The 23,493-nt window shown below is 36.5% G+C and carries 23 protein-coding genes and 3 riboswitches; of the genes, 6 read left to right on the forward strand and 17 right to left on the reverse strand.

What is annotated here, in order from left to right:
* Positions 1–76: 76 nt before the first annotated feature.
* Positions 77–254, reverse strand: a riboswitch (cobalamin riboswitch).
* A gap of 370 nt (positions 255–624) precedes the next feature.
* The 9 genes from EW028_RS05665 to metE form a co-directional block, all read right to left on the reverse strand.
* A complete protein-coding gene (locus EW028_RS05665) occupies positions 625–906 on the reverse strand; it encodes a hypothetical protein (protein ID WP_131520205.1) in 282 nt (93 codons plus the stop codon).
* A 9-nt stretch (positions 907–915) separates the two neighbouring features.
* The gene (locus tag EW028_RS05670) at positions 916–1,302 is read right to left on the reverse strand and encodes an SHOCT-like domain-containing protein (protein WP_016991732.1); all 387 of its coding nucleotides are present in this window, start codon (positions 1,300–1,302) and stop codon (positions 916–918) included.
* 12 nt (positions 1,303–1,314) lie between these two features.
* Entirely contained in the window at positions 1,315–1,680 is a 366-nt protein-coding gene (locus EW028_RS05675; RefSeq protein WP_112118645.1) for a DUF2089 domain-containing protein, read from the reverse strand.
* A 190-nt stretch (positions 1,681–1,870) separates the two neighbouring features.
* Positions 1,871–2,677, reverse strand: coding sequence for an ABC transporter ATP-binding protein (locus EW028_RS05680; protein ID WP_131520206.1), 807 nt, complete (start codon positions 2,675–2,677; stop codon positions 1,871–1,873).
* Positions 2,678–2,686: 9 nt separating this feature from the next.
* Positions 2,687–3,457: an ABC transporter ATP-binding protein gene (locus EW028_RS05685; RefSeq protein ID WP_131520207.1), complete on the reverse strand. Its 771-nt coding sequence runs from the start codon at positions 3,455–3,457 to the stop codon at positions 2,687–2,689.
* Between the two features lie 13 nt (positions 3,458–3,470).
* Entirely contained in the window at positions 3,471–4,280 is an 810-nt protein-coding gene (locus EW028_RS05690) for an ABC transporter permease subunit (RefSeq protein ID WP_227744871.1), read from the reverse strand.
* A 2-nt stretch (positions 4,281–4,282) separates the two neighbouring features.
* The gene (gene nikB, locus EW028_RS05695; protein WP_131520208.1) at positions 4,283–5,236 is read right to left on the reverse strand and encodes a nickel ABC transporter permease; all 954 of its coding nucleotides are present in this window, start codon (positions 5,234–5,236) and stop codon (positions 4,283–4,285) included.
* Positions 5,237–5,307: 71 nt separating this feature from the next.
* A complete protein-coding gene (gene nikA, locus EW028_RS05700; RefSeq protein ID WP_227744872.1) occupies positions 5,308–6,924 on the reverse strand; it encodes a nickel ABC transporter substrate-binding protein in 1,617 nt (538 codons plus the stop codon).
* 149 nt (positions 6,925–7,073) lie between these two features.
* A riboswitch (cobalamin riboswitch) is annotated at positions 7,074–7,266 on the reverse strand.
* A 147-nt stretch (positions 7,267–7,413) separates the two neighbouring features.
* On the reverse strand, positions 7,414–9,711 hold the full coding sequence (gene metE / locus EW028_RS05705; RefSeq protein ID WP_131520209.1) for a 5-methyltetrahydropteroyltriglutamate--homocysteine S-methyltransferase: 2,298 nt from the start codon (positions 9,709–9,711) through the stop codon (positions 7,414–7,416).
* Between the two features lie 174 nt (positions 9,712–9,885).
* A riboswitch (cobalamin riboswitch) is annotated at positions 9,886–10,065 on the reverse strand.
* 565 nt (positions 10,066–10,630) lie between these two features.
* On the opposite strand from metE, the gene EW028_RS05710 reads away from it, so the two are divergent.
* Positions 10,631–12,112, forward strand: a complete 1,482-nt coding sequence (locus tag EW028_RS05710) for an Lsa family ABC-F type ribosomal protection protein (protein ID WP_048392759.1) — start codon at positions 10,631–10,633, stop codon at positions 12,110–12,112.
* 31 nt (positions 12,113–12,143) lie between these two features.
* Here the strand turns inward: EW028_RS05710 and EW028_RS05715 are convergent, their stop codons facing one another.
* A complete protein-coding gene (locus tag EW028_RS05715) occupies positions 12,144–12,563 on the reverse strand; it encodes a hypothetical protein (protein WP_131520210.1) in 420 nt (139 codons plus the stop codon).
* Positions 12,564–12,653: 90 nt separating this feature from the next.
* Here EW028_RS05715 and EW028_RS25540 point away from each other — a divergent pair, with 90 nt between their 5' ends.
* Positions 12,654–13,064: a DUF3888 domain-containing protein gene (locus tag EW028_RS25540; protein WP_227744873.1), complete on the forward strand. Its 411-nt coding sequence runs from the start codon at positions 12,654–12,656 to the stop codon at positions 13,062–13,064.
* Positions 13,065–13,112: 48 nt separating this feature from the next.
* Complete coding sequence (locus EW028_RS25545; RefSeq protein WP_227744874.1) at positions 13,113–13,394, forward strand: hypothetical protein; 282 nt, start codon at positions 13,113–13,115, stop codon at positions 13,392–13,394.
* 27 nt (positions 13,395–13,421) lie between these two features.
* On the opposite strand, the gene EW028_RS05725 is transcribed toward EW028_RS25545, so the two are convergent.
* The 4 genes from EW028_RS05725 to EW028_RS05740 form a co-directional block, all read right to left on the reverse strand.
* Positions 13,422–13,889, reverse strand: a complete 468-nt coding sequence (locus EW028_RS05725; protein ID WP_131520211.1) for a DinB family protein — start codon at positions 13,887–13,889, stop codon at positions 13,422–13,424.
* A gap of 48 nt (positions 13,890–13,937) precedes the next feature.
* Positions 13,938–14,441: a GNAT family N-acetyltransferase gene (locus EW028_RS05730; protein ID WP_048392764.1), complete on the reverse strand. Its 504-nt coding sequence runs from the start codon at positions 14,439–14,441 to the stop codon at positions 13,938–13,940.
* Positions 14,442–14,512: 71 nt separating this feature from the next.
* The gene (locus EW028_RS05735) at positions 14,513–15,619 is read right to left on the reverse strand and encodes a response regulator (protein WP_131520212.1); all 1,107 of its coding nucleotides are present in this window, start codon (positions 15,617–15,619) and stop codon (positions 14,513–14,515) included.
* A complete protein-coding gene (locus EW028_RS05740; RefSeq protein WP_131520213.1) occupies positions 15,616–18,663 on the reverse strand; it encodes a sensor histidine kinase in 3,048 nt (1,015 codons plus the stop codon). Before EW028_RS05740 ends, EW028_RS05735 begins: the two co-directional genes overlap by 4 nt.
* Before the next feature lie 347 nt (positions 18,664–19,010).
* On the opposite strand from EW028_RS05740, the gene EW028_RS05745 reads away from it, so the two are divergent.
* Positions 19,011–19,376, forward strand: a complete 366-nt coding sequence (locus EW028_RS05745) for a hypothetical protein (RefSeq protein ID WP_131520214.1) — start codon at positions 19,011–19,013, stop codon at positions 19,374–19,376.
* A gap of 79 nt (positions 19,377–19,455) precedes the next feature.
* Here EW028_RS05745 and EW028_RS05750 read toward each other — a convergent pair whose 3' ends face one another.
* Together EW028_RS05750 and pdxR are read right to left on the reverse strand one after the other, a co-directional pair.
* On the reverse strand, positions 19,456–19,887 hold the full coding sequence (locus EW028_RS05750; RefSeq protein ID WP_131520215.1) for a DUF2935 domain-containing protein: 432 nt from the start codon (positions 19,885–19,887) through the stop codon (positions 19,456–19,458).
* Between the two features lie 69 nt (positions 19,888–19,956).
* On the reverse strand, positions 19,957–21,372 hold the full coding sequence (gene pdxR, locus EW028_RS05755) for a MocR-like pyridoxine biosynthesis transcription factor PdxR (RefSeq protein ID WP_131520216.1): 1,416 nt from the start codon (positions 21,370–21,372) through the stop codon (positions 19,957–19,959).
* A 166-nt stretch (positions 21,373–21,538) separates the two neighbouring features.
* On the opposite strand from pdxR, the gene EW028_RS05760 reads away from it, so the two are divergent.
* Positions 21,539–22,156, forward strand: coding sequence for an FMN-binding negative transcriptional regulator (locus EW028_RS05760; protein WP_131520217.1), 618 nt, complete (start codon positions 21,539–21,541; stop codon positions 22,154–22,156).
* 45 nt (positions 22,157–22,201) lie between these two features.
* On the opposite strand, the gene paiA is transcribed toward EW028_RS05760, so the two are convergent.
* Entirely contained in the window at positions 22,202–22,720 is a 519-nt protein-coding gene (paiA, locus tag EW028_RS05765; protein ID WP_131520218.1) for a spermidine/spermine N(1)-acetyltransferase, read from the reverse strand.
* 128 nt (positions 22,721–22,848) lie between these two features.
* Between paiA and EW028_RS05770 the strand changes: the two genes are divergently transcribed.
* Complete coding sequence (locus EW028_RS05770) at positions 22,849–23,451, forward strand: YczE/YyaS/YitT family protein (protein WP_131520219.1); 603 nt, start codon at positions 22,849–22,851, stop codon at positions 23,449–23,451.
* Positions 23,452–23,493 lie beyond the last annotated feature (42 nt).

The following is a 23,493-nucleotide window of genomic DNA, read 5'->3' on the forward strand; positions in this document are numbered from 1 at the left end:
AGAGAGATAGGCTAAATGGAAACGTTAACATACCAAAAATACTGACGTTCCCATCTCTTAATCCCCGAAGAAATGATAAATTTGTTTTATAAAGGCAGGTCTCCTGGCTTTGCTTCATTCTCTGATTCCCTTCCCATGCAAATGCACAGTGGTTGCAATCATCGTCAGCTTCACAGTTGCGGGGACAGCGTCGGAATTGTACCGAACTTCCCTTTTAAACTACATGTAGTAGTACCTTTGTAAAACGAACACAATATATAGTTGTTGTTCAATAGTTTTAAGTGTACCATCCTTCAAATGAAAAGTAAATCAAGATTCTAAACTTCTTTATTTTTGGATTATTCAGTATTTTTAATTATGTAGTTCCAAATAGATTACCACTAATCACTTATACCCAAATCAAAAATCTATTTTTAACGATGTACGTGATTTTCTATTAAAATGGATCTAGAATTCTAATTTGAGTTTAAAGAAATCTTCTATTTTATGTACCATTGAAAAATAGTTGTCTCTATCATAAGTTCTGAAATAATGATCATCTCTTACCCATTTCAAATGATGCTCATTACATTAATAAAGAGCATGCTTTTATCATAACATGCTCTTACCATTCTATCATTGGGATTATAGTCTAACCTTAACCTCAGTCCCGTCCTGAGCTTTGACATCGACTAGCACAAGTCCTTTATAATTTTGTAGTTCCTTGATAATCGGCTTTAGCATTTCTTTATCGATGAGCGGAAAGGTAAAGTCTATTTTCATTTTATCGAAGTATGCCTTTGTCCACTTATTGGCTTGTTGCTGAATCCATTTAGAAGTTAAAATGGAGAGGACAATGGTTAGCACAGTATAGGGAACAGGGACGGTAAAGCGAACGTCTTTTGCTTTCACTTTTACATGCATCATTCGTCGCCTCTACTCAATGAAGACTGCAACGGAATCCCCGTTTGCTGATTTTATATCTACAATTTGTCCATCTAGTTCATTTTCAATCGCTTCAAGAAGAAGATTGATGTCGATATCTTTTACGTATTTTTCCGATTGCGGAATACTTGCAGCGATGCTGTGTCCTGCCATCAATACGGCTTTGACAAGTTTAATTGGTAAATTTACCGTGACATTATCATTTTCGGTGGATACAACACGGACCTTTAACGTTTTATCTAAATACTTTGTTTTTTCCACAAATTTATTCTCTGATTCTTCTTTCTGTTGTAGCACTTGAATCAGCTCTGATCCTTTATCCGCATCAATTTTGCCCTCTTGAATCATCGTTAACACTTTTGTAATTTCCTCTTTCATGGTCGTTCCTCCCTATTCGTCTTTTAAGAGCTTTATGGCTTCATCTGTTGTGATTTCGCCATTTTCAAGCATGCTTACAATTTTTTTCTCATCTACTTCATTTTTCTTCCTTTGAGCATAGCCAAGGGATGAAATAATATCATTTAGCTTGCCTCGTACTGTTGGATACGAAACCCCCAGTTCCTTTTCAACCTCTTTAATATTTCCTCGGCAGGTTAAAAATACTTCCACAAAATGAAGCTGATCCTGGGATAAGGATGCTAGCTTCGACAATTCAAACTCATTTTCAATGGTCGTGTGACAATGAGAACACTGTAACTTCGTAATTTTTAATGTTTTACTGCAGACAGGACAATTTGTGATTACTTGATAAGCCATAGTGAACTCCTTCCTTTAAGTTAAGCTGATTATATAATAAAGAAATTAAAGATGTAAATAATAAAATTAATAATTTTAATTAAAAAATAAATAAAATTAATATCTTGATTAATTTTATTTATTTTTGTTTCTATATTGCTTTAAAAATTAAGAAAACGCCATTTTTAATTTCTCAAAATGGCGTTTCTGTTTAATTGGGTCTATCCTTCTTTTTTCTTTCCCGCGGGTGTGATGGCAAAATTGCATTGTATAACGCTTGTGAAGCGGGGTGCTGATATGTCCCATCCTTGCCTATCTCCTCCACTAGCTGACCATGCTGCATCACAAGGATGCGATCTGACATAAAACGTGTGGCCTGTAAATCATGTGAAATGAATAGATAAGCAAGCTGTAGCTCTTTTTGAAGTCTTTGCAGTAGCTCTATAATCGTCTTTTGCAAAATCATATCAAGACTACTAATGGCCTCATCTAAAACAATCAGTTTCGGCTTTAATGCAAGAGCTCTAGCAATGTTGACTCGTTGCTGCTGTCCCCCACTTAGCTGTGAGGAATAGTTTTGAGCCATTGCCCACTCTAACTCTACACAGTCTAGTAATTCCCTTACTTTCTGTTGTCGCTCTGCTTTGCTAAAATGCTCGAAATTCAAAAACGGTTCTTCGAGTATTTCGAAAATCGTCTGTTTTGGATTAAATGAATGATAACTATTTTGAAAAACAGCCTGTAAATTTCTTCGTATCATTTTTTTCTCTTTGCTGGGTGCTTCGTATAAATTGACACCTTGAAAGATCAGCTCTCCGTTTGTTGGTCGTTCAATCCCTAAAATAATGCGCCCTAATGTGCTTTTTCCAGAACCACTTTGACCGACGATGCCAAGACATTCTCCTTCCTGAAGTGAAAATGTCACATTCTCTAATACAGGGGCTTCCTGTCCTCGTTTGAATAGAAATGGTCTTTGCGCATAGTATTTCTCAATATTTTTTACTTCTAGTAGCGTCATTTTATCACCTCATAGCATTCTCGCTTGTAAAAGTTTCTTGGTATAGGGATGCTGAGGCGCATCAAAAAAATCAAAAACATTTGCTTGCTCAACGATTTCTCCTTGATACATCACAGCCACATCGTCCGCAAGCTCAGCAATGACACCTAAATCATGCGAGACAAGGAGTATGGTAGCATCTGTTTCTGAGCGAATTTGATTAAATAGTGTTAATACTTGTTTCTGATTGATGGTATCCAGAGCAGTCGTAGGCTCGTCTGCGATGTAGAGGGAGGCCTGTATCGCCATTGACAGAGCAATCATCACTCGCTGTAGCATGCCTCCACTTAACTGGAAAGGATAGTAGGACAAGAGCTGCTCTGGCTGAGGTAAATGAACTTTTTTCAAAGCATCAAGGGCGATCTGTCTCATTTCTTTTTTTGTAAGCTTAAAGTGTGCTTTTAATGTTTCTCGAAAATGACTTTCAATCGTTTGAATATGATCAAATGCAGCGGGTGGGTTTTGCAAAATCATCGAAAGATGTCTGCCACGATAAGCTCTCCATTTAGTAGCTGAAACGTTTAATAAATTTTCTTGCAGATAGAGTACTTCCCCTTGGCTGACATGGGCAAAGGACGGTAATGTTTGCATGATGGCATGGCAAAGCATAGACTTGCCACTGCCACTTTCCCCGATAATTCCTAGGACTCGCCCTTTATAAGCTGTCAGGTTGATAGAGGTTAATATATTTTTCTCCCCTATTTTGACTGTGAGGTCTATCACTTCTAAAACTTTCTCCATAACTTCCCCTTTCCTAGTCAAGCCTTTTTAAACGATTTGCTAATTGATTAAACAATAACACAACAAGGATGATGGCAAGTCCTGGATAAAGCATTAATTCAGGATGCTGTCTCATGTATTGCTTTCCTTCATTGATCATCATGCCCCATTCTGGAATCGGTGCCTGCACCCCAAGTCCGATAAAGGAAAAGCCTGCAATTTCTAAAATCACCTTCCCGATATCTAATGCGACAATCGTGACAATAGATGGCAATAGATTGGGTATATAATGGCGTCTAATTAATTGGATACCTGTAGTGCCCGTTATCCTAGCAGCTTGAACAAAGTCTTTCTCATTGATGCCAATAAACAAACCTCGGATCATTCTTGCATAATAAATAAGCTGTGTGAAAATGAGCGCTATTAAAACATTTTTTAAGCTAGGACCTAATATACCTAACAGCCCAAATGCAAGTACGAGTGTCGGAAAGGCTAATAAAATATCACATAATCGAATAAAAAGAAAATCAATTAATCCTCTTTTCAACGCTACAAAAGCACCCAGTAGGATAGCTAAAACAATAGCGACTAGCTGAATGATGAGCGCTGAACCTAAAGAATAACGAATACCTAAAAGAAGGCGTGACAAGATACACCTTCCTAAATGATCTGTACCTAATGGATAGTCCCAAGACGGGACTGAAAATTTCTTAGCAATATCGACAGCAAAAGGGTCGTGTGGCATTAAAATTGGCGCCAACAGTCCTAATAAGCCAGTAATGACAAGGAGGAATAGACTGATTAATCCTGTTAAGTTGCCACTTTTTGTTCGTACAAATTTCATTTTTAATCTCTCCTACCCTTCATCATTAGATGAGGGTCCAATAAACGATGCAATATATCTGTACATAAATTGGCAAGCACATAGATAACCGCAATAATTAACACATAGCATTGTACAACTGGATAATCCCTGTTCATAATGGATTCTATTAAGTACCTGCCGAGTCCGGGCCAGCTAAAAACCTGCTCCACAATCACGGCTCCACCTAAAAGATTGCCAAGGGTCATGCCTAGCAAGGAAGTCAAGGGAATAGCAGCATTTCGCAAAACATGACGGATAAGAATCACGGAGCTTTTTAATCCTCTTAGCCGTGCATATTGAACATATTGCTGCTGTAATTCTTCTAGGATGGTTGAACGGATAAGCTGAACGAATAATCCAATTGTTGGTAACGCCAGTGCGAAGGCGGGAAAAACTAAATGAGCAGGTGTGCCCTTCCCGTTTGTCGGAAAGAGTCCTAATTTTAAGCTAAATAAATAGAGTAATAGGAAACCTAACCAAAAGGCTGGAATCGACACACTCAATATGCTAAAGAATCGTATGATTTTATCGATGATGGTGTGCTTATACAATGCGCTTATTACTCCGAATGGAATACTTAGCCCTAAAATGAGGATAAACGCAGCAATAGCTAATTCAATGGTTGCGGGTAATTTCACGAATAGTTCATGTGCCACAGGTAATTTACTAACAAAAGATTTTCCAAAATCTAGCTGGATTACGCCCTTTCCCCATAGCAAATATTGAAGAAAAAACGACTTGTCCGTTCCCAGTTCCTCACGTAATGCCTGAATGGCTTCCTCTGTTGGCGCAACCCTTGCCAAACGTAGTATGACTTCAGCAGGCTCTACAGGAACAAAACGAATAAATACAAAGGTTAGGATGGAAACGCCTAATAAGACAAAGGGCAATGTTAAAATTCTTTTTAAACAAAAGATCCATGTTGATTCATACATGCTGTCACTTCCTACTCAATCCTATGATAAAGAGAGAGCTGTCTCTGCTAGACACACTCTCTCCTCCACTTTTATTTTTCTTTAGCCATTTGTGCATAAGGTATATCATATTCAGATGCACGTGGTGCAAAATCCTTTAGAGATGGTTGATAAATCACATTATTTGTTTCGTAAGAAATAGGGTAAAAGAGTGCCTGGTCATGAAACATCGTTAAAATATTCGTGTAAAGCTGCACGCGTTCCTGTTCATCTGTTCCTACTAATAATTGGTGAATTTTCGTATCGATTTCTTTGGCGTTTGCTAGGCCTAATTTCGCCTCGTACACACCACTAGCATTTGGTGTAGCTGATTCATTTGCAAAGCTATGTGGATCTGTAGGTGGTCCATTGGTACGCCAGAAATTAATATCCACCTGGTCATCCATCAATTTTTGAAGACCGACCATTACATCTGCCCCTTCTAAATTCAACTGAACGCCAATTTTTGCGAGTTCACCTTGCATTAATTCTGCCATTGGTTTTTGAATTGCATCGGATGCAATGTAAATCAAATCTAAAGACAACAGCTGTCCGTTTTTTGAACGAATTTTTTCACCCTTAGGTAATAACCACCCTGCCTCATCTAGCAATTGTTGGGCTTTTTCTGGATTGTATACAATAGGTGCTAAATCTATATTGGCATAAGGAATCGCATCCCAGAACAATGTGTTCGCTACTTTTTCCGTACCATGTGTAATACTGTCGACCATTTGTTCCTTATTAATAGCATATTGAATGGCTTGACGTACCTTTAGCTCAGATAATGGACCAGATTGTGTATTGAATAGCAGTGCTTTCGTAGATAAAGGCTCAGAGGTAGCAGTTTTGTATTTGCCACTGTCTTTTAAATACGTATAGTTATCTAAACTAATAATGCCACGCCCATAAATTAAATCTAATTCTTCGTTTTCAAATGCTAATGAAATAGATTCTGAGTCAGGAATAATTTTTACTTTTATTTGTTCAACTAGTGGTTTTTCTCCCCAATAGTTTTCATTGCGACTAAATAATGCATATTCGTCCTTTTTGTATTCAGTTAATACCCAAGGGCCTGTTCCAATCGGTGCTTTGATAGAATCTTGCGTCATATCATCCTTTGGGAATCCGTTATCCCCTAAAAAACGGAAAGGTCTGACGAAGGCAAGTTCGTTTAAGACTGGATAATAAGGCTCATCCAATTGCAGACGAATTGTAAAATCATCTACTTTTACAACCTCTTTCATGTGGTTAACCATGCCCATCCAAGAATGCATGTCTCGATTCGCTAAAACGGCGTCAAAGTTACGAATGACATTATCTGCATTAAATACAGTGCCGTCTGAATATTTCACGTCTTTTCTTAGATGGAAAGTATACGAAGTTTTATCCTCAGAGATGTCCCAGCTTTCGGCGAGCTTAGGCGTAACAGTACCATCATCATTGTATTCCACCAAGGATTCATAAACCATTGCTTGGGCAGTCATTTGATTCGGTAAATATGTATGAGGATTCAATGGACCGACATCTAATGGCCAGCCAATCGTTATTATTTTTTCATCTGTTTGGTTTGCTGAGGTCTTTTCCTTTTCTTCATTCGTGCCTGTACAGCCAGCAAGTAAACTGAACGTCAGGACAAGCAGGAAAGGAAGTAAATACTTTGTCAATCTCATTTTCTGTCTCCTATCTCTATTCGTAGTACAAATACATCTACTTGTTGAAGAAGAGAAGGCATAAAAAAACCTTATTCTAAAAAAGAATAAGGACAGAAAAACCCACGATGAGCAAGTCTCCATCCATCTCCCTATCTTTCGTAGATCATCAATGAATCTTCTTACAAGCAGGCATTCTGGCTCATGAATCATCATTTTGTTTCACCTTCCCAAGTACTCACTCAGTGGTATTTGAAACAAAACTCCTCATTTACAGCTGCGGGACAGCATGGGATTTTCACCCATTTTCCTTTTAATTGAATGAAAGACGATTTCACTCAAACTTGTAATGATTGCTATGAAATTAGTAATAAACATAACATGCTCGCCTGTTCACGTCAATTTTACTTTCTGAAGATAATATATATATCGACGTAACATAAAAAGACTAGGGATTTACCCTAGTCTTCGTTATTGGAGAGTAGATGTAGTAGATTAAAAATCATTTCGTTAGCTTGATGTAGATTGTTGTACAGCTTGACGCAACGTTTTAGTAGCAGCAACCATATTCGCTAAAGCTGCAACGGTTTCATCTTCTTTTCTCGTTTTTAAGCCACAATCTGGATTCACCCAGAATTGATAACGGTCCAGCACCTGTAGACTATCTTTCATAATAGCGAGCATTTCATCCTCGCTTGGTACACGAGGGCTATGAATATCATAGACGCCTAAGCCAATTCCTTTTTTATAGGGCTGTACTTGTAGTGAGGTAATAAGTTCCCCATGACTTCGTGATGTTTCTATGGAAATCACATCTGCATCTAGTGCGCTAATTGGTTCGATGAAATCATTAAACTCACAGTAACACATATGTGTATGGATTTGTGTTTCATCTTTGACACTAGATGTCGCAAGCTTAAAGGAATTGACAGCCCACTCTAAGTAAGCCCCCCATTCCTCCTTTCTAAGCGGTAAACCTTCTCTTAACGCTGGCTCGTCCACTTGAATAATTGATATACCTGCGTTTTCTAGTGCTTCCACCTCTTTACGGAGTGCTAATGCAATTTGATAAGCGACATCTTTACGGGACAAATCATCTCGCACAAAGGACCAATTTAATATTGTTACTGGCCCTGTCAGCATGCCTTTTACAAATCGCTTCGTTAGGCTTTGGGCATAGGCGGATTCTTTTACGGTAATTGGTGAAGCCCATGCAACATCTCCATAAATGATCGGAGGCTTCACACAGCGTGATCCATATGAAACAACCCACGCTTTCTCTGTAAAGGCAAAGCCAGTCAGCTTTTCACCGAAATATTCGACCATATCTGTACGCTCAAATTCACCATGAACAAGTACATCGATATCTAATTCCTCTTGTATGGAGATCCAGCGCTTTGTTTCGTCTTCTAAAAATGTTTCATAGGCTTCATTCGATAATTGTTTCTTTCGCCACGCATTACGATTTCTTTTCACTTCATCTGATTGCGGGAAGCTACCGATTGTAGTTGTTGGAAACAGCGGTAATCCTAAGGCTTGTTGTTGGATCGTTTGTCGCTTCGTAAAATTACTGTGTCGTTCAAAATCTTGCTTTGTCACAGTTTGAACGGCTTGATGAATTAACTTATTTTGGCGGATTGGATGTTTTTTTAGAGCCTCAATCGCCTTCATACTTTCTGAAAAATTATGTTGTAAGGAACCATCTTTATCTCGTCTATATTTAGTCAGCCCCGTGATTTCTATGATTTTCTCATCTGCGAAGGCCAGAGACTGCTTTAAAACAGGGTCAAGTTCATTTTCAAGAGAGGTTGTGATTGGAACGTGCTGTAGGTTACTTGATGGTTGAATCCATAGTTCAGCAGCATGACTTAGCTGTTCAATGGCTTGAATTGTCGCATTGACCTCCGCCAGGTTTGAACGCCAAATATCACGGCCATTCACAACCCCTATTCCTAATACTTTATCCTGCGGGAAACCAAATTGACGAAGTGACGCCATATTTCCTTTATAGCCATGAACAAAGTCCAAACCGAATCCTTGAACAGGCAATGTACTTAATGCTTCATAGGCACTTAAAGCTTCGAAATAAGTCTGTAGCATTATTTTAGCCTCAGGAACGGCAGTGGCTAACTGGTCATACATTTCTTTCACCAGCTTTATCTCTGCTGGATCAAGTGTTAAGACGAGGGATGGCTCTTCTAGCTGAATCCAAGTGGCACCTGCATCCACTAATTCTTTTAATACCTGCGTATAGAGTGGTAATAAAGCTAATAAGTACTCAACCTGTGTTAATTTGTTGTAGCCTTTCGTTAACTTATAAAATGTATAGGGACCAATTAGTGTCGGCTTCGCAATGATACCGAAAGTTTCCTTCGCCTCTAAAAAGTCGGCTAACACTTTATTTTCTGTTAGTTGTAAGGCTTGTCCCTCATACTCTGGAACAATGTAGTGATAATTTGTATTAAACCATTTTGTCATTTCACTAGCTACGGCTGTTTTGTCTCCTCTTGCTACACTGAAGTAGGTATGAAAATCGACTTTACCACCTTGCCAGTTAAAGCGCTTTGGAACTAAACCAAACATCAAAGCTGTATCTAACATTCTATCGTAAAACGTAAAGTCGCCAACTGTCACCATATCGATTCCAAGTTGCAGCTGCTTGTTTATTCTTGATAAACGGATTTTCTTTAATTTTTCCTCAAAGTCCTCCTCAGAAAGTTCATTGCGCCAAAATGCTTCTAGTGCTTTTTTCCATTCGCGTTCCTCCCCTATATAGGGATAACCGATCAATGTACTTGTATAGTTCATGTTTTTAAGCTCCTTTTTTAGAAAAAATAAAAAGCCATTCTCCTATTAGGAAAATGGCTGCATGTTAAAATTAATAATGCTAAAACAATACGAAAAAGTATCTACTTTCGCATAAACGTTATCGCACAGTGCCTATTTGGTCACTTTTCACCACCTATTTCCACGTAGGTATTTGGTGTGTACTAGAAATTGGCAGGTCTCCTGGCTTTCCATCAACACGCCTCACAGCCTTCCCAGTTTCCCCAGTGGCATTTGTGATTTGCTCCGAATTACAGTTGCGGGACAGCGTCGGATTTGCACCGACTTCCCTTTTAAGCCAAACTTTCATTTGGCACCAAGTCTTACACAATATTCAATTATGCTCCTACTATAGCACATATTTCAGAATAGTAGAAATTATTTTTCGACTATTATATAAATTATTTCTATAAATATTATAGGAATTATTGTATAGTACTAAATGAAAATAAGGTTACATTGTATTCTGTAAAAAAATTTGTTACTATAAAAAGACAATTATGAGAGGACTGATGAATGGACAATGAAGAACTAAACTATATTTTTATTTGAATTGAATGATTTCAAACACAAAATATAGGGTTAGTCTATCCATTTTTAACTATCAGTTTGCATTTTATTTGTCATGACACAAATGGCAAATCGCATTAATTCAAAGAAAGACTAATCCTTCCAATGCACAATTGGAGGGATTTTTTCTTGCTTTCATAGTTGATTTTGTACCTTTCATTTACCCATAAAGGAGAGGAAAAAATATGAGCGATTCAGAAACTATTGTAACGCATGTAACACTCCGTATAAGTCGTTAATATCCATCTGCTTATACGGAGAAATCAACCATAGATGGATAGACCGACTTTGTATGAAAAGTAAACTGTTGCAATACAAAGGAGGAATTATCATGTCCATGATACAAGTACAAAACCTAACTTTTTCTTATCCAAGCAGCTTTGACAATATTTTTGAGAATGTCAACTTTCAAATCGATACGGATTGGAAACTTGGATTTATCGGTAGAAACGGACGAGGTAAAACAACATTCTTTCAGTTGTTATTAGGAAATTATGAGTATAGCGGAAAAATCATCTCTTCTGTAGACTTCACTTATTTCCCCTATCCAGTTTCTGATCCAAATAAATATACCCATGAAATATTTGAGGAAATTTGTCCTCAGGCAGAAGATTGGGAATGTCTACGTGAAATAGCTTACCTACATGTAGATGCGGAGGTCATGTATCGTCCTTTTAAAACATTATCCAATGGCGAACAAACAAAGGTGCTGCTTGCTGCGTTGTTTTTGACAGAGGGTCAATTTTTATTAATTGATGAACCAACCAATCACCTAGACACAGATGCAAGAAAGACGGTTTCCGATTATCTTCGCAGGAAAAAAGGATTTATTTTAATTTCACATGACAGAAGCTTTTTAGATGGCTGTGTTGACCATATCCTATCGATTAATAGAGCCAATATTGACGTTCAAAGTGGAAATTATTCTTCTTGGAAGTTAAATTTTGATCGTCAGCAGGAACACGAAGAAGTAACCAATCAACGACTGCAAAAAGATATCGACCGATTAAAACAATCCTCAAAGCGTTCGTCAGGTTGGTCTAATCAAGTGGAAGCCTCCAAAAACGGCACAACCAATTCAGGTTCCAAACTGGACAAAGGCTTTGTTGGACATAAAGCAGCCAAGATGATGAAACGAGCGAAGAACCTAGAATCCAGACAACAAAGAGCTATTGAGGAAAAATCAAAACTGCTAAAAAATGTTGAAAAAACCGAGTCATTGAAAGTAGAGCCATTGGCATATCCATCAAAAGAAATGGTTGTTGTCACGGATGTATCGATTCGGTACGATGACCATATCGTGAATAAGCCTATTAGCTTCAAAGTGGCACAAGGGGATCGAGTTGTTTTAGATGGCAAAAATGGAAGCGGAAAAAGTAGTATGTTAAAACTTATTCTAGGTAATCCCATCCAACATACAGGCTCGATAAAGTTAGCTTCAGGTCTAGTCATTTCCTATGTTCAGCAGGATACATCCCATTTAAAGGGATTGCTATCGGAATTTATTGAAGAGCATGGTATTGATGAGACGTTATTTAAATCAATCCTGCGCAAGATGGATTTTGAGCGTATTCAATTTGAGAAGGATATCTCTCATTATTCTGGTGGGCAAAAGAAAAAGCTGCTGATTGCTAAAAGCTTGTGTGAGAAGGCTCATTTATATATTTGGGATGAACCACTCAATTTTATTGATATCTATTCACGCATGCAGATTGAAGAGCTCATAAAAAGCTCTCATCTCACAATGGTGATTGTTGAGCATGATCAGGCATTTCAACAAACTGTAGCAACGAAAACGATAGCTATGTCGTAAAGAGAAGAATCCATTTATGGATTCTTCCTTTTTAATGATATTGAAACCAATGGATCCATTTAGAATTTGTCTCTTTCACGATATATAGCTCACCTAGTGATGCACTTTGCGCTGGCAGTAAACTTGGAAACCTTAATCGAACAAACCAGGAGTGATTAGCCACATTTTCTCCACAGAAGTTCACCGCCATTTTATAGTAATTCTCCTCCATGCCAGTTAATATGGGCATGGGCTTTATCACCTCAATTTGCCACTCCTGATAATCAGGGCTTGAGCCATATACTTTTGGAATGATGTCAGCTAATGCTTGACTAAGCTCGTCTTTGTCTTTCACCGTTGTTTTCATCAATACATCTGGATTTGGACATTTTAAGCCTTCAGGTTCTGACCCCGAAGTAGCTGTTGGAAATAACAAAAGCATACATAAAAAGGGCAGTATTATTTTTCCCATTGTTCAATTCCCTTTCTTTAAAAATGCTCGATAATTTGCTGTGATTGGTGCACTCTATAAAGTATCATCCTGCAGAAAGGTCACTATTCCATGAAAAAATTTGCTTATGTTTTAATGTTTATCTTCACTATGTTCATTCTGCCATGTAAGATTTATGCGCAAAGTGAACAAGCTGATGAGCAACTAATCAGGGACACATTCATTACAATCCTTAATCCATTTATTGAAAAGGAAATTGATCATTACTATGGCTATCCTAAGCAGTATGGCTTGTATGATGTGAAAATTTTAAAAATTGTCAAAGAAAGTCAGTTTAGCTTTAAAGTTAGCGTGGAAGTTACGACCTTTGAGCATGCGCATTCCCCACCCTACAGTAAGGAAATCATTACGTTTGAAGTCAGTCCAACTGGTGTCATCACACTTCGCTATATACATGAGGCAGATGATGTAGAAAAGGCAATAAACGCATTCTATAGGGCAACACTGTTAGATATACAGTAGAGTTTTAAGCTGGACTTAGCATCTTATACTTCCTACCGATACGATCAATTGCAATATCAAGCTGAAATTAATAATGATATGAAATCCCTTGCTATGATTGCAGAGGAAATAGTGACCCATATTTTATTTCCTGAGCGAAAGATTCCCTACAAAAATGTCATAGACCCTGTCACTTTTATCAAGGGTAATATAGGTTATATGCTCTTTAAAAGAGCGGATGGTACAAATGTAAGCTATCAGCTGCAAAAGAAAGACGGCACATGGATCGTAACAGATAAAACAAGTAAGCCAGGTAAGAAAATGGAGGATCTGTTACCGTGGTATATATAGAAAAATGAAGCCAACTGATTCCATCAGTTAGGCTTCATTCTTTAAGAGCGTTTGCATCATACTTTTTATAATTCCCATGTGAAAATTTTCATGGTTCATATGAAAGACAACCATATCACCTAATGTTTTCATACCTAAAAAAGGTTCTTTAAGCGGTTCATGTAGATGTCCTGCACAAGCTTGTTCAATCAGAATTGGTTGTTCCTCTAGGAGCATAATTATTTGATCCATTGTTGGCGGTTGCTCAGTCCAGTTATCTGGTTTACTGCCACTAGGAAACATTACATGATAGGATAGAGGCAAATGCCTTTCTTGTGTAACAGCTGGAAAAATGGTATGATCCCAACCAACTAATAGATGACCAGCATTCCAACGAATATTGTTATGATGTCCTGCGGGTATCTGATCAGCAATATTCTCAGGGATCGTACGTAGAAATTCAACAGTCCAATTACGCCACATTTTCATTTGCATAAATAATTGTGCTTCGTTCATATACTAGCTCCCTTTCTACACGTTTTCAGTTATATTCAATACCATGGATTAAATTAATTTATAGTAAATTACGGTTGCTTCTAATTCTCCATCTGGTGAAATAGTATATTGAGGAATTTTCCCCACTTCTTGATAATCTAATGATTTATATAATTTATTGGAAGGATCCCCTTCTCTCGTATCTAAAACTAGCAAGGAGCGGTTTTCTTGTTTTGCTCGTTCCTCTGCTTGTTGCATCAGCGCTCGTCCAATACCGTTGCGTCTAAAGTTGGGATGTGTCATTAACTTGCAAATTTCAGCACGATGAATGCCATTTGGTTTGCTAGTTAAATGCAATTGAATACTACCTGCAATTTCATTATTTATTTTCGCAATGAACAGTAAGACATCTGACGCTAAGACAGATTGCCAATATTTTATCGCTTGTTCTTGTGTGAGTGGAGGTAAAAAACCTACGGATGCTCCTTCATCTACGACCATAATCAATAATTCAGTAAGCCTCTCCAAATCTTGCTCAATATGGTGAAGCTCAATTATTTCAATCTTTTGCATGCCGAAAGCATCTCCTTTTTATAAAATTATTACCTACTATTAAAACAGAAATTACTTTTCCGAAATCGTTTCTAAACGTTGAGTAAGAACTCGTTGTATTTTCTATAAAATTTTTCTGGCACAGCGAGATCAATTTCAGCTAATTTTGCCTCTATAGATTCAAAGAATTTTATACATTCTTGTTTCCTATTTTGTTGAATTAAGAATTCTAACAATTGAAACATATACTGTTCATTGTATTCGTCTAGCTCTAAAAGCTTTTGTAGGCAATTATACTTTAATAAAGTGTGGGCAACGTCTGTACGTGCAATATACTGTTCAAGCACATGTAATACAGATTGCTTTAAGCGGAGCCTGATTTGATTAACCCATAAATACTCCTCATCTATTAAAAAATCACCCTCATAGCAATTCAATAACTGCTGAATGGATTTCTCATCATGTTGATCCTGCTCCAATAGTTGATTCAGCTCATCATAATCAGTTTGAATTTCCGCATTTAATTTATAGTGATTATTGACCAAGAGTATGGGATCTTGAATACCATTGTCCTTTAATATCTTTCTTAAATGATAAATAGTTGTATGTAAATTACTAGCTGCCTTTTCAAAGTTCAAATCTGGCCACAATTCCTCTAAAAGAACTGCATTTAACATAGGCCGTTTTTGGTGAAATAGTAAATATAAAAATAGTTCACGTACTTTTCTTGTTCGCCACTTAATCACATTATGTTGAACATCCAGTAGATAAAAGCTGCCTAATGTATGCGCATATAATGAGTTTTTCTTCTCATCCCTCGGCGCCACCGTCACGACCATTTTTTTCTGTGCTTTTGTTAACGCATTAATCAGTCGTTTTTCCTGTACTGGCTTTAATAAATAATCTGTTGCCTCAACTTCAAAAGCCTCCACGGCAAATTGTGTATGAGCTGTAACAAAAATGATTTGTAAGGATGGTTGCTTGTGTAGGAGCTGCTTTGCAAGTTGCATACCGTGTGTGTCAATCATTTCAATATCTAAAAACACTACATCAATTATTTCTTTTTCAAGAAACTGGAGGACCTCAGTTGGATTTGTAAATGTTCCCTTAATGTTAATCTGAAATTGGGCAAGTTGTTTAACCATAATAGATAAAACATCAATGGCCAATTTTTCATCATCAACGATCATTATATTCATGTGACACCACCCTCTGGTAATAAAATGACAATTGTTGTTCCCTTTCCTTCTTCGCTGTAAATTCGTAAACTAGCATTTTTTATTAATTTAAATTTCTTTAATGGATTCATAAAGCCAATTCTTGTACTTTCTTCATTTAGCAATTGGTGCAATTTTTCTTCTGAAATTCCTACACCATTATCATAGATATTAATTCTTACAAATTGTCCCTCTCTCTGTAGGCTTAATTCTATGGTCCCTCCCTCTACTTTCTTAGAGATACCATGGAACACTGCGTTTTCAATTAAAGGTTGAATGGACAATGCAGGGATTCCTAATTGTATCGATTCGTCAATATCATATTTAATACGTAAACGATCTCCAAAGCGCATTTTTTCAATTGATAAATAGGCTTTTACAAGCTCCATCTCCTCATCAATGGGGACAATGCTATTTCGATAATGAACATTCAGTTTTGCACGGAAATAAGTGGCTAAACAATAAAGAGCTTCACGTGTGTTTTCCATATCTGTATAACTTAAACCAATAATCGTATTAAGTGTGTTATATACAAAATGTGGTGTGACCTGTGAATATAAATAGTTCATTTCTACTTCGATTGCATCGATTGATGATTGTCGAACAGCCAATAAAGATTCAATACGAATAAAAAGTTCATCGGTAGAAATCGGCTTTTGTAGATAATCATTCGCCCCTACTTTTAACGTTTGCAGTAAGTCAGATTGCTTCATAACTGTAGTTAAGATAATTATTGGTAGTTCCAGCATATCATATTGTTTACGTACACGTTTACATAACTCATAACCCGACATGCCATTCATCATTAGGTCGATTAACATACAATCTACATGATTGGTTTTAATATAATCGATCGCATCAAAGCCGTTATCTAAGGCGATCACTGTATATCCCTTTAAACTTAGTGCTTCCGTTAAAGTTTTTATATTGACATGGTTGTCATCTACCACCAGTATTTTTTTATCGCTTCCTTTATAAATAAGGGGCAGTCGAAGCTGTATTTCTGTATCTGTATGTGATGTAATGATAGCTTGTTCATTACTTACGTTTTCTAGTGTTGAGAGGGGCATTGTAAATGTAAATGTTGTCCCTTCCCCTACAGTGCTTGTCACATAAATGTTACCATTTAATTTTTCAACAATATTTTTAGTAATACTTAATCCCAAACCTAGCCCTTCTTTATTATGATGATTGTTTCCTTGATAAAAGGCGTTAAAAATACGATCTAATTCTTGTGTCGGAATTCCACAGCCTGTATCACTTACTTGGATGACCATCTGCTCCTGTTCAACATGCGCAGTGACTATGATTGTTCCATTTTGTGTAAATTTAATCGCATTATGCAGCAAGTTATATAAAATTTGTTTAAAGCGTAATTCATCCGTGTAGATCTTTGGCAAATCTAAGTTTATCTCTGCTGTTACCCTTACTTCACTATTTTTGGGCATAAGACTACGAATTTCGGCTACTACCTCATGTATAACAGATAGAGATACACTGCGTAGACTAATCCTTACTTCTCCTGTCATTTGATTAGAAGAAAACAATAAATCTTCTACTAAATGACCTATGCGCTGTGTAACGCTGTGAATTAGAATAACTTGCTCCTGTTGAGATCGTTTTAATGGTCCTTGAGCACCTTCCATTAAGGATCTGGATATATTTAATATTCCGTTTAGGGGGGCACGGAGTTCATGCGAAGTTTTCAGAAGAAATTCATTCTTCATTTGATTATGTTCAAGCAATTCTTCTGACAATGCTGCTATTTTTAAAACAGCTTGATTGGCACGATAATTTAATAATGAGGAAAAGCCAAATAATATTAGTAAAAATAACATGAATTCTGTATAGTCAAAAGGCATCCCAAATAAAAAGTTACAAATGAGTAAAATAGAATAACAACTAATCGCTGTAATAACTATTAGCACATAACGCACAGCCTCTAAACGTTTTAGCATGACCTTTATAAGCAACCAAATATTATAGAAAATAACTGGAGCCGTGACACTGATATAGATTATTTTTCTCATAATCATTTCAAATTCTGAGGAGGCTCTTTCATTTTTTGTAAAGGGATTATAGATACCGTACATAACAAACACGATACCAAGTAATATGGCAAGCGTGTATAAAATTTTTCTTTCTAGTAACTGTGGGTACATCGCATTTATAAAAAATGTTAAAGCAAGCAATGCGAGTGGAATGATTCCTAATTGCAGACGTAATTGATTGACCGTCGATAGATCAGTAAATAACAGGAAAAATACTTTTTGATTGATAAACGACATATAAAATCCTAATGAAATAGTAAATAGACCAAAGAATAACTCTTCCTTACGCTTGCGATTCTGTAAAAATGTAAAGACATAGATCGCACCAACTATAATATGACCTATACTCACTACTATATCTAAAAACACTTTCCAGTGATAATGCTTTTGAATAGCCTTCATCGTACCAAATTCAATAGGATAAACAATTCCAGCCTGAGGATAATTGTAATTTGCAACATGGATGACAACGTCTAGTCTTTTATTGACACTAGGAGAAAAAACGGTATATTTATCATCATTTTCAGATGCATATGCGCTTAAAACAGTACTTGGATTTCCTTTAGCCCCTACTTCAACGCCATTAATGAATACACGACTAGCTTGACGAATCGTTCGAATATATAGGCCGTAAACTCCATCTGATGGTACCTCTATGTTGACGTGATAGGTTCCCACCGAAAGCCCCTCTTCATTTGGCTCTACATATGCTTGCCAATTAAAGGGTATATTTAAATTCAGTTTTTTATGTTGATAGCTATCAAAATTTTCCCCCAAAGAAATTAATACATTTGGATAAAAGGCCCATTCTCCTTCTAGCTTTACAGGCTTTAATAATTGCTCTTCCTCTAATTTTCCTACACCTTTATGTATAATTTTTGGCTGATTAGTGGAGAAGTAATGCCAATTACCAATAAAAAAAACAATCACAAAAAGCATGATTATACTTACAATAATTATGATATTTTTTTTCATTTTCGTGCCCCCAAAGATCGATCATTTATGATGTATCTTTACATCATATTGCTCACTGTTTTTACAATCAACCCCTTTTGAGATAGTAGCATACTGTGTTTGAACAAAATCTAAACAAGCAATAATAATACCTTTCTTGATGTTTTGTTTGTTGTTATTTTAAAAAAATGATTGTGAGCGGATTAAAAATTTTTATTAGCCTCTGGAAACATGTGAAGTGAATTGTTTTCAATAAATTACTATTGTCTAAATAGACTTTCCACATTATTGAAGGGAAATATTAATCATTAAAATTTTTCTAAAAAAATGTTATTATCAGAAAGGATTTTGATTGATGGAGGATTTTGATGAAGGTTGATTTTGAAGAGTTATTAAATGGTGTTTTTTCATCTTTACAAACTATTGATGGAGTAAAATCCGTGAATTCCATTCTTGAAGTACTAAAGGATCGAATTATTTTCCCTGAGATTACCACTCTAATATTGAACACTAGGTTTGAACTGGTTTATTTATTTAACGAGCAGAAAGTAGTGTTTAAAACATTAAAAGAAGTATTGATTGATTCAAATTATATAGAAGAAATTAATTTAATCAATCAACATTGTCATTCAATTGAAAGTATTCTAAATGACTTTGTTCACGCAGATACACTTAAAAATTATTCTTTAAGTCTCCTTTCCTTTAAATATAAAGAGAAAATTCCGAATAGTTAATATTGTGATGGTGAAAACGTCCAAAAAATGGAGTGTGGCAAGTGTTTTTTCTCCAAACTCCATTTTCCAGACGCTAGACCTAGTATTTCTGTTGATATAAAATGGTTTGGGCAATTCCGATAAAATATTCGGATTCTACAATGATATGATTTAATACAACTTTAGCTGTAGGATTTGCGCTTATCGGTTGACTTTCTTGCATAAGCGTTCGGCAAAACTGGATAAATTGATCACTCTGTTGCAAACAGAAGGAAGTAAGCTGTAACATATCCTGAAACAGAGCTGGAGAAACTTGTCCCTGGGAACGATTGACGGTTTCTATATATCTTACAACTTGCTGATGTGTTTGAGCAAAAGCTTTTTCCCATTCCTTTAACGCATCGACATATTGCTGCTCCAAATCTTTCACAAGCTCTCTTATTACTACTGTATGCTCCTCTTCTTGATGTTTCCAAAATTCAGCTTCATCTAATACACGTAATGGCATTTGATGGCCATAGTAAAATTGCATAAAAATCCCCTCCCACTTATCTCTATTATGTATATACAAGAAATGTGGAAATAGAACTTTGAAAGAGATTCACGTCATAGTAGAACTTTTAAACCAAGCATTGTTTAATAGCTTAATGCCTGTGTCAATCTCATCTTCCGCTAGATTAGCAAATCCAAGTAATACCTTTGCAGGCTGAACAACCAAGGGATTTGCATAAAAAATAGATGTTGGGTAGACCTTAACACCAGCCATTTTTGCTGTATCAATCAATTCCTCTTCAGTCATCTTATTATTTGGTTCAAGTAAAATATGTAAGCCACTGCTGGCTCCATAAATTTTCCCATTTTCCCCGAACGTTTGTTGAATGGACTTTAGTAATGCCTCATATCTTCGCTTATAACTATTTCGTGTTTTATTCAAATGTCTCTCCCAATGCCCACTCTCTATAAATAGCTGTAACGTATGCTGATGGAGTCTAGACACAGTTTGAACATAGTAATTGTTTTGATGAAATAAATCCATTAATTTTCTAGGTAATATCATATAGCTTAGCTTAATGGCTGGAATCAAAGATTTTGAAAAGGTGCCCATATAGATGACGCGATCACTTGAATCTAATCCCTGTAGTGCAGGAATCGGTTTTCCAGCATATCGAAATTCCCCATCATAATCATCCTCGATGATATAAGCATCTTCTTCCTTAGCCCACTCTAGTAATGCTAATCTTCTTGAGATAGGCATAACCGTTCCAAGGGGAAATTGATGGGAGGGTGTGACATAAACAGCCTTGATGTTATTGTTTCTTAACGGATCGATATGAATACCATGCTCGTCAAGTGGGATTGGTTTCACCTTTATACCATTATCTTTAAACAAGTAACGAACGCGATAATAACCTGGATCTTCCATAGCAAAAAGCTCATTCCGTCCAATTAGGTTACATACGATACCAAGAAGAAACTGCAAGCCTGCTCCTATAACGATTTGCTCTGCACTGCATTGCACCCCTCTTGATTCATAAAGATAGCTTGCCATATAATTTCTTAATTCCAGCTCTCCCTGTGGATCTCCATATAAAAGGAGTTGAGCCTGTTCTTCATCAAGGCTCTGCATTGATAATTTACGCCATATTTTAAAGGGAAAATCTTTTAAATTAATATCTCCATAATTGAAATCGTACTTAATTGCTGGTCGTTCTTGTTTCTGCTGAGTCGCTAATTGTGGTTCAAAATGATGAGGGCCTCCTTGAAAATAACCTTTTTCAAGATCAACCACATATAGTCCATCTCGCTCTTTACTTATCACATAGCCCTCTGCAAGGAGCTGCTGATAAGCTGCATCTACAGTGTTGCGACTAATCTGTAAATGTTTAGCTAGACTACGCTGAGACGGCAATTTGCTTTGAGCCCTTATCTTTCCGTTTTGAATTTCTGCTTTTATATAGTTATATAATTGAAGGTAAAGTGGCTCCTCATTATTCAGGTTTGGTGTCATTTCGAGCATGATTCTTGGCTCCTTTAGAAATAGCGTTGTTGGCACTTTTATGAGGTGCCAGTGATTGATTATAATAAAATCTACATCGTTGAGTAGAAAATGTAAAGATGTGCCTACATAATTATTTGTTTATTCAAAAAACTCACGATGATTTTATGTATAAGGAGAGGTTTCCATGTATGTTCCTAAGTATTACAAAGTATCGGATTTAGAAGAAATCAAAGAATTTATTCAACATAATTCCTTCGCAACAATCGTTTCAATTCGAAAAGGTAAGCCTATTGCAGCCCATATACCCGTGTTGCTGAAAAAAATCGAGGATGACTATTATCTGACAGGTCACTTAGCCTATGGTAACCCTTTATGGAAGACCTTTGAGGAAGTACAAGACATTCTCGTGATATTTAATGGTCCACATGCCTATATCTCTTCTTCGTGGTATGAGCATGAAAATGTGCCAACCTGGAATTATCAAGCTGTCCATGTATATGGAAAGGCAAGTCTGATTGAAGGAATGGATTTAGAACAAGATTTGACTAGCTTACTTGAAAAATATGAGTCATTCCGTGAAAATCCTGTGTTGTGGGATAAACTATCTCCTGAGCTTTTGCAGCAAGAAATGAAAGGAATAAAAGGGTTTAAAATAAAGGTGAAAGAAGTGCAGGCAGCCTATAAATTAAGTCAAAATCGAAATGCTAGTGATTACGCCAATATAATAAAGGAACTTTATAAAGAGGAAAATCCACATGCTGATGCGTTGGCTGAGGCGATGAAGAAAAATAGAAGCCATTAAAATAGCAGGCAGAAATGTTGTGAATCAACGTTTCTGCCATAAAATTTAGGCAAGTGTTTTCGTCATGATAAGATCAATTTGTTCTTCATCACCCATATAAAATGAATGGGCGCCTGTTTGGACAAAGCCTATTTTCTGATAGAAACCGATGGCACTGTCATTTTTCTCCCAAACCCCTAGCCAAATGCTTTTTTTGTTTTGTGCCATAGCCTCCTCTATTGCTTTATTCATAAGGTATTTGCCAAGCCCTTTTCCTTGATATTGATGTCGAACATAAATTCTCTCCACCTCTAATGACTCATTCCCCATTAGTTCGGATTGTGCTTCGTTGACATTTACTTTTAAATAACCAGCTATTTCTTCCTCATAATAGATAAAATAGAATGCTGAATCCAAATTGGCCAATTCCTTCTCTAGCTGTTGCTTATGAAAGGCACGCTCTAAATAAGCCTTCATATTTTCAGGGGAGTTCTGGTCTTTAAATGTATCATTAAATGTTTCAATACTTATTGCTTGAAGCTGTTTTAAATCTGCGTGCTCACACTTCTCTAATTTAACTGACATTGATTCCACTCCTTTGTTGTAAACTCTTTCTGGATTTTATATTGCAAATGCAATAAAAAGAGTATATAGTCAATTTAACGCAATTTTGTTGTATTTGCAATAAAAAATAGTAGGGGGAGGTCTTTTAGTTGAAATATGTCTTTTATGTAGTGGGCATTTTAATTTTAACGCTAGGTATTTCGCTCACGATTCAATCTAAACTCGGCACATCACCTTTCGATGCGCTTCTAGTAGGATTATCTAAAAATGTGGGGCTAACTGTAGGTAGTTGGGAAATCATCTTAGCTCTCCTATTAATAGGTAGTAATTCCCTATTAGCTAGACAAAGACCTGAAATTTTAGGTTTGGTTACTGCATTGATCACTGGCATAGGGATTGATATGTGGTTATTTTTATTACATGATATAGTGTCCCCAGATCTTTGGTTTAGCCAAGCTGTCTGTTTTACCACTGGATTAGTTGTAGTTGGGTTAGGAACGGCAACTTATTTACATACAAATTTTGCACCAATTCCTGTAGATCGACTTACTTTGATCATCAAAGAATTAACAAGAAAAACGGTTTTCTTCTCAAGAACCCTTATTTATATTTTATTTTTAATGTTAGCTATCATTTTTAATGGCCCCATCGGTGTCGGTACATTATTAACAGTTTGCTTAGGTGGCTATATCCTCCATTTTTTTATGCCGATAACTGGAAGAATACTAGATAATATACTGAACAACTCCTAAAATATAAAACCAGATTCTCGTTCAAGAATGAGCTCTGGTTTT

Origin of the sequence: Lysinibacillus sp. OL1 (genome assembly GCF_004332175.1) — a bacterium.
GTDB lineage: Bacteria > Bacillota > Bacilli > Bacillales_A > Planococcaceae > Lysinibacillus > Lysinibacillus capsici.

Excerpts from the sequence above, each read along its gene's own strand:
- EW028_RS05680 (WP_131520206.1), bottom strand. The coding sequence starts at position 2,677 with ATGACGCTACTAGAAGTAAAAAATATTGAGAAATACTATGCGCAAAGA.
- EW028_RS05760 (WP_131520217.1), top strand. The coding sequence starts at position 21,539 with ATGTATGTTCCTAAGTATTACAAAGTATCGGATTTAGAAGAAATCAAA.
- metE (WP_131520209.1), bottom strand. The coding sequence starts at position 9,711 with ATGAACTATACAAGTACATTGATCGGTTATCCCTATATAGGGGAGGAA.
- EW028_RS05730 (WP_048392764.1), bottom strand. The coding sequence starts at position 14,441 with ATGCAAAAGATTGAAATAATTGAGCTTCACCATATTGAGCAAGATTTG.
- EW028_RS05710 (WP_048392759.1), top strand. The coding sequence starts at position 10,631 with ATGTCCATGATACAAGTACAAAACCTAACTTTTTCTTATCCAAGCAGC.
- paiA (WP_131520218.1), bottom strand. The coding sequence starts at position 22,720 with ATGTCAGTTAAATTAGAGAAGTGTGAGCACGCAGATTTAAAACAGCTT.
- EW028_RS05735 (WP_131520212.1), bottom strand. The coding sequence starts at position 15,619 with ATGAATATAATGATCGTTGATGATGAAAAATTGGCCATTGATGTTTTA.
- pdxR (WP_131520216.1), bottom strand. The coding sequence starts at position 21,372 with ATGCTCGAAATGACACCAAACCTGAATAATGAGGAGCCACTTTACCTT.
- EW028_RS05725 (WP_131520211.1), bottom strand. The coding sequence starts at position 13,889 with ATGAACGAAGCACAATTATTTATGCAAATGAAAATGTGGCGTAATTGG.
- EW028_RS05685 (WP_131520207.1), bottom strand. The coding sequence starts at position 3,457 with ATGGAGAAAGTTTTAGAAGTGATAGACCTCACAGTCAAAATAGGGGAG.
- EW028_RS05715 (WP_131520210.1), bottom strand. The coding sequence starts at position 12,563 with ATGGGAAAAATAATACTGCCCTTTTTATGTATGCTTTTGTTATTTCCA.
- nikA (WP_227744872.1), bottom strand. The coding sequence starts at position 6,924 with ATGAGATTGACAAAGTATTTACTTCCTTTCCTGCTTGTCCTGACGTTC.
- EW028_RS25540 (WP_227744873.1), top strand. The coding sequence starts at position 12,654 with ATGAAAAAATTTGCTTATGTTTTAATGTTTATCTTCACTATGTTCATT.
- nikB (WP_131520208.1), bottom strand. The coding sequence starts at position 5,236 with ATGTATGAATCAACATGGATCTTTTGTTTAAAAAGAATTTTAACATTG.
- EW028_RS05750 (WP_131520215.1), bottom strand. The coding sequence starts at position 19,887 with ATGCAATTTTACTATGGCCATCAAATGCCATTACGTGTATTAGATGAA.
- EW028_RS05740 (WP_131520213.1), bottom strand. The coding sequence starts at position 18,663 with ATGAAAAAAAATATCATAATTATTGTAAGTATAATCATGCTTTTTGTG.
- EW028_RS05745 (WP_131520214.1), top strand. The coding sequence starts at position 19,011 with ATGAAGGTTGATTTTGAAGAGTTATTAAATGGTGTTTTTTCATCTTTA.
- EW028_RS05670 (WP_016991732.1), bottom strand. The coding sequence starts at position 1,302 with ATGAAAGAGGAAATTACAAAAGTGTTAACGATGATTCAAGAGGGCAAA.
- EW028_RS05665 (WP_131520205.1), bottom strand. The coding sequence starts at position 906 with ATGATGCATGTAAAAGTGAAAGCAAAAGACGTTCGCTTTACCGTCCCT.
- EW028_RS05690 (WP_227744871.1), bottom strand. The coding sequence starts at position 4,280 with ATGAAATTTGTACGAACAAAAAGTGGCAACTTAACAGGATTAATCAGT.
- EW028_RS05675 (WP_112118645.1), bottom strand. The coding sequence starts at position 1,680 with ATGGCTTATCAAGTAATCACAAATTGTCCTGTCTGCAGTAAAACATTA.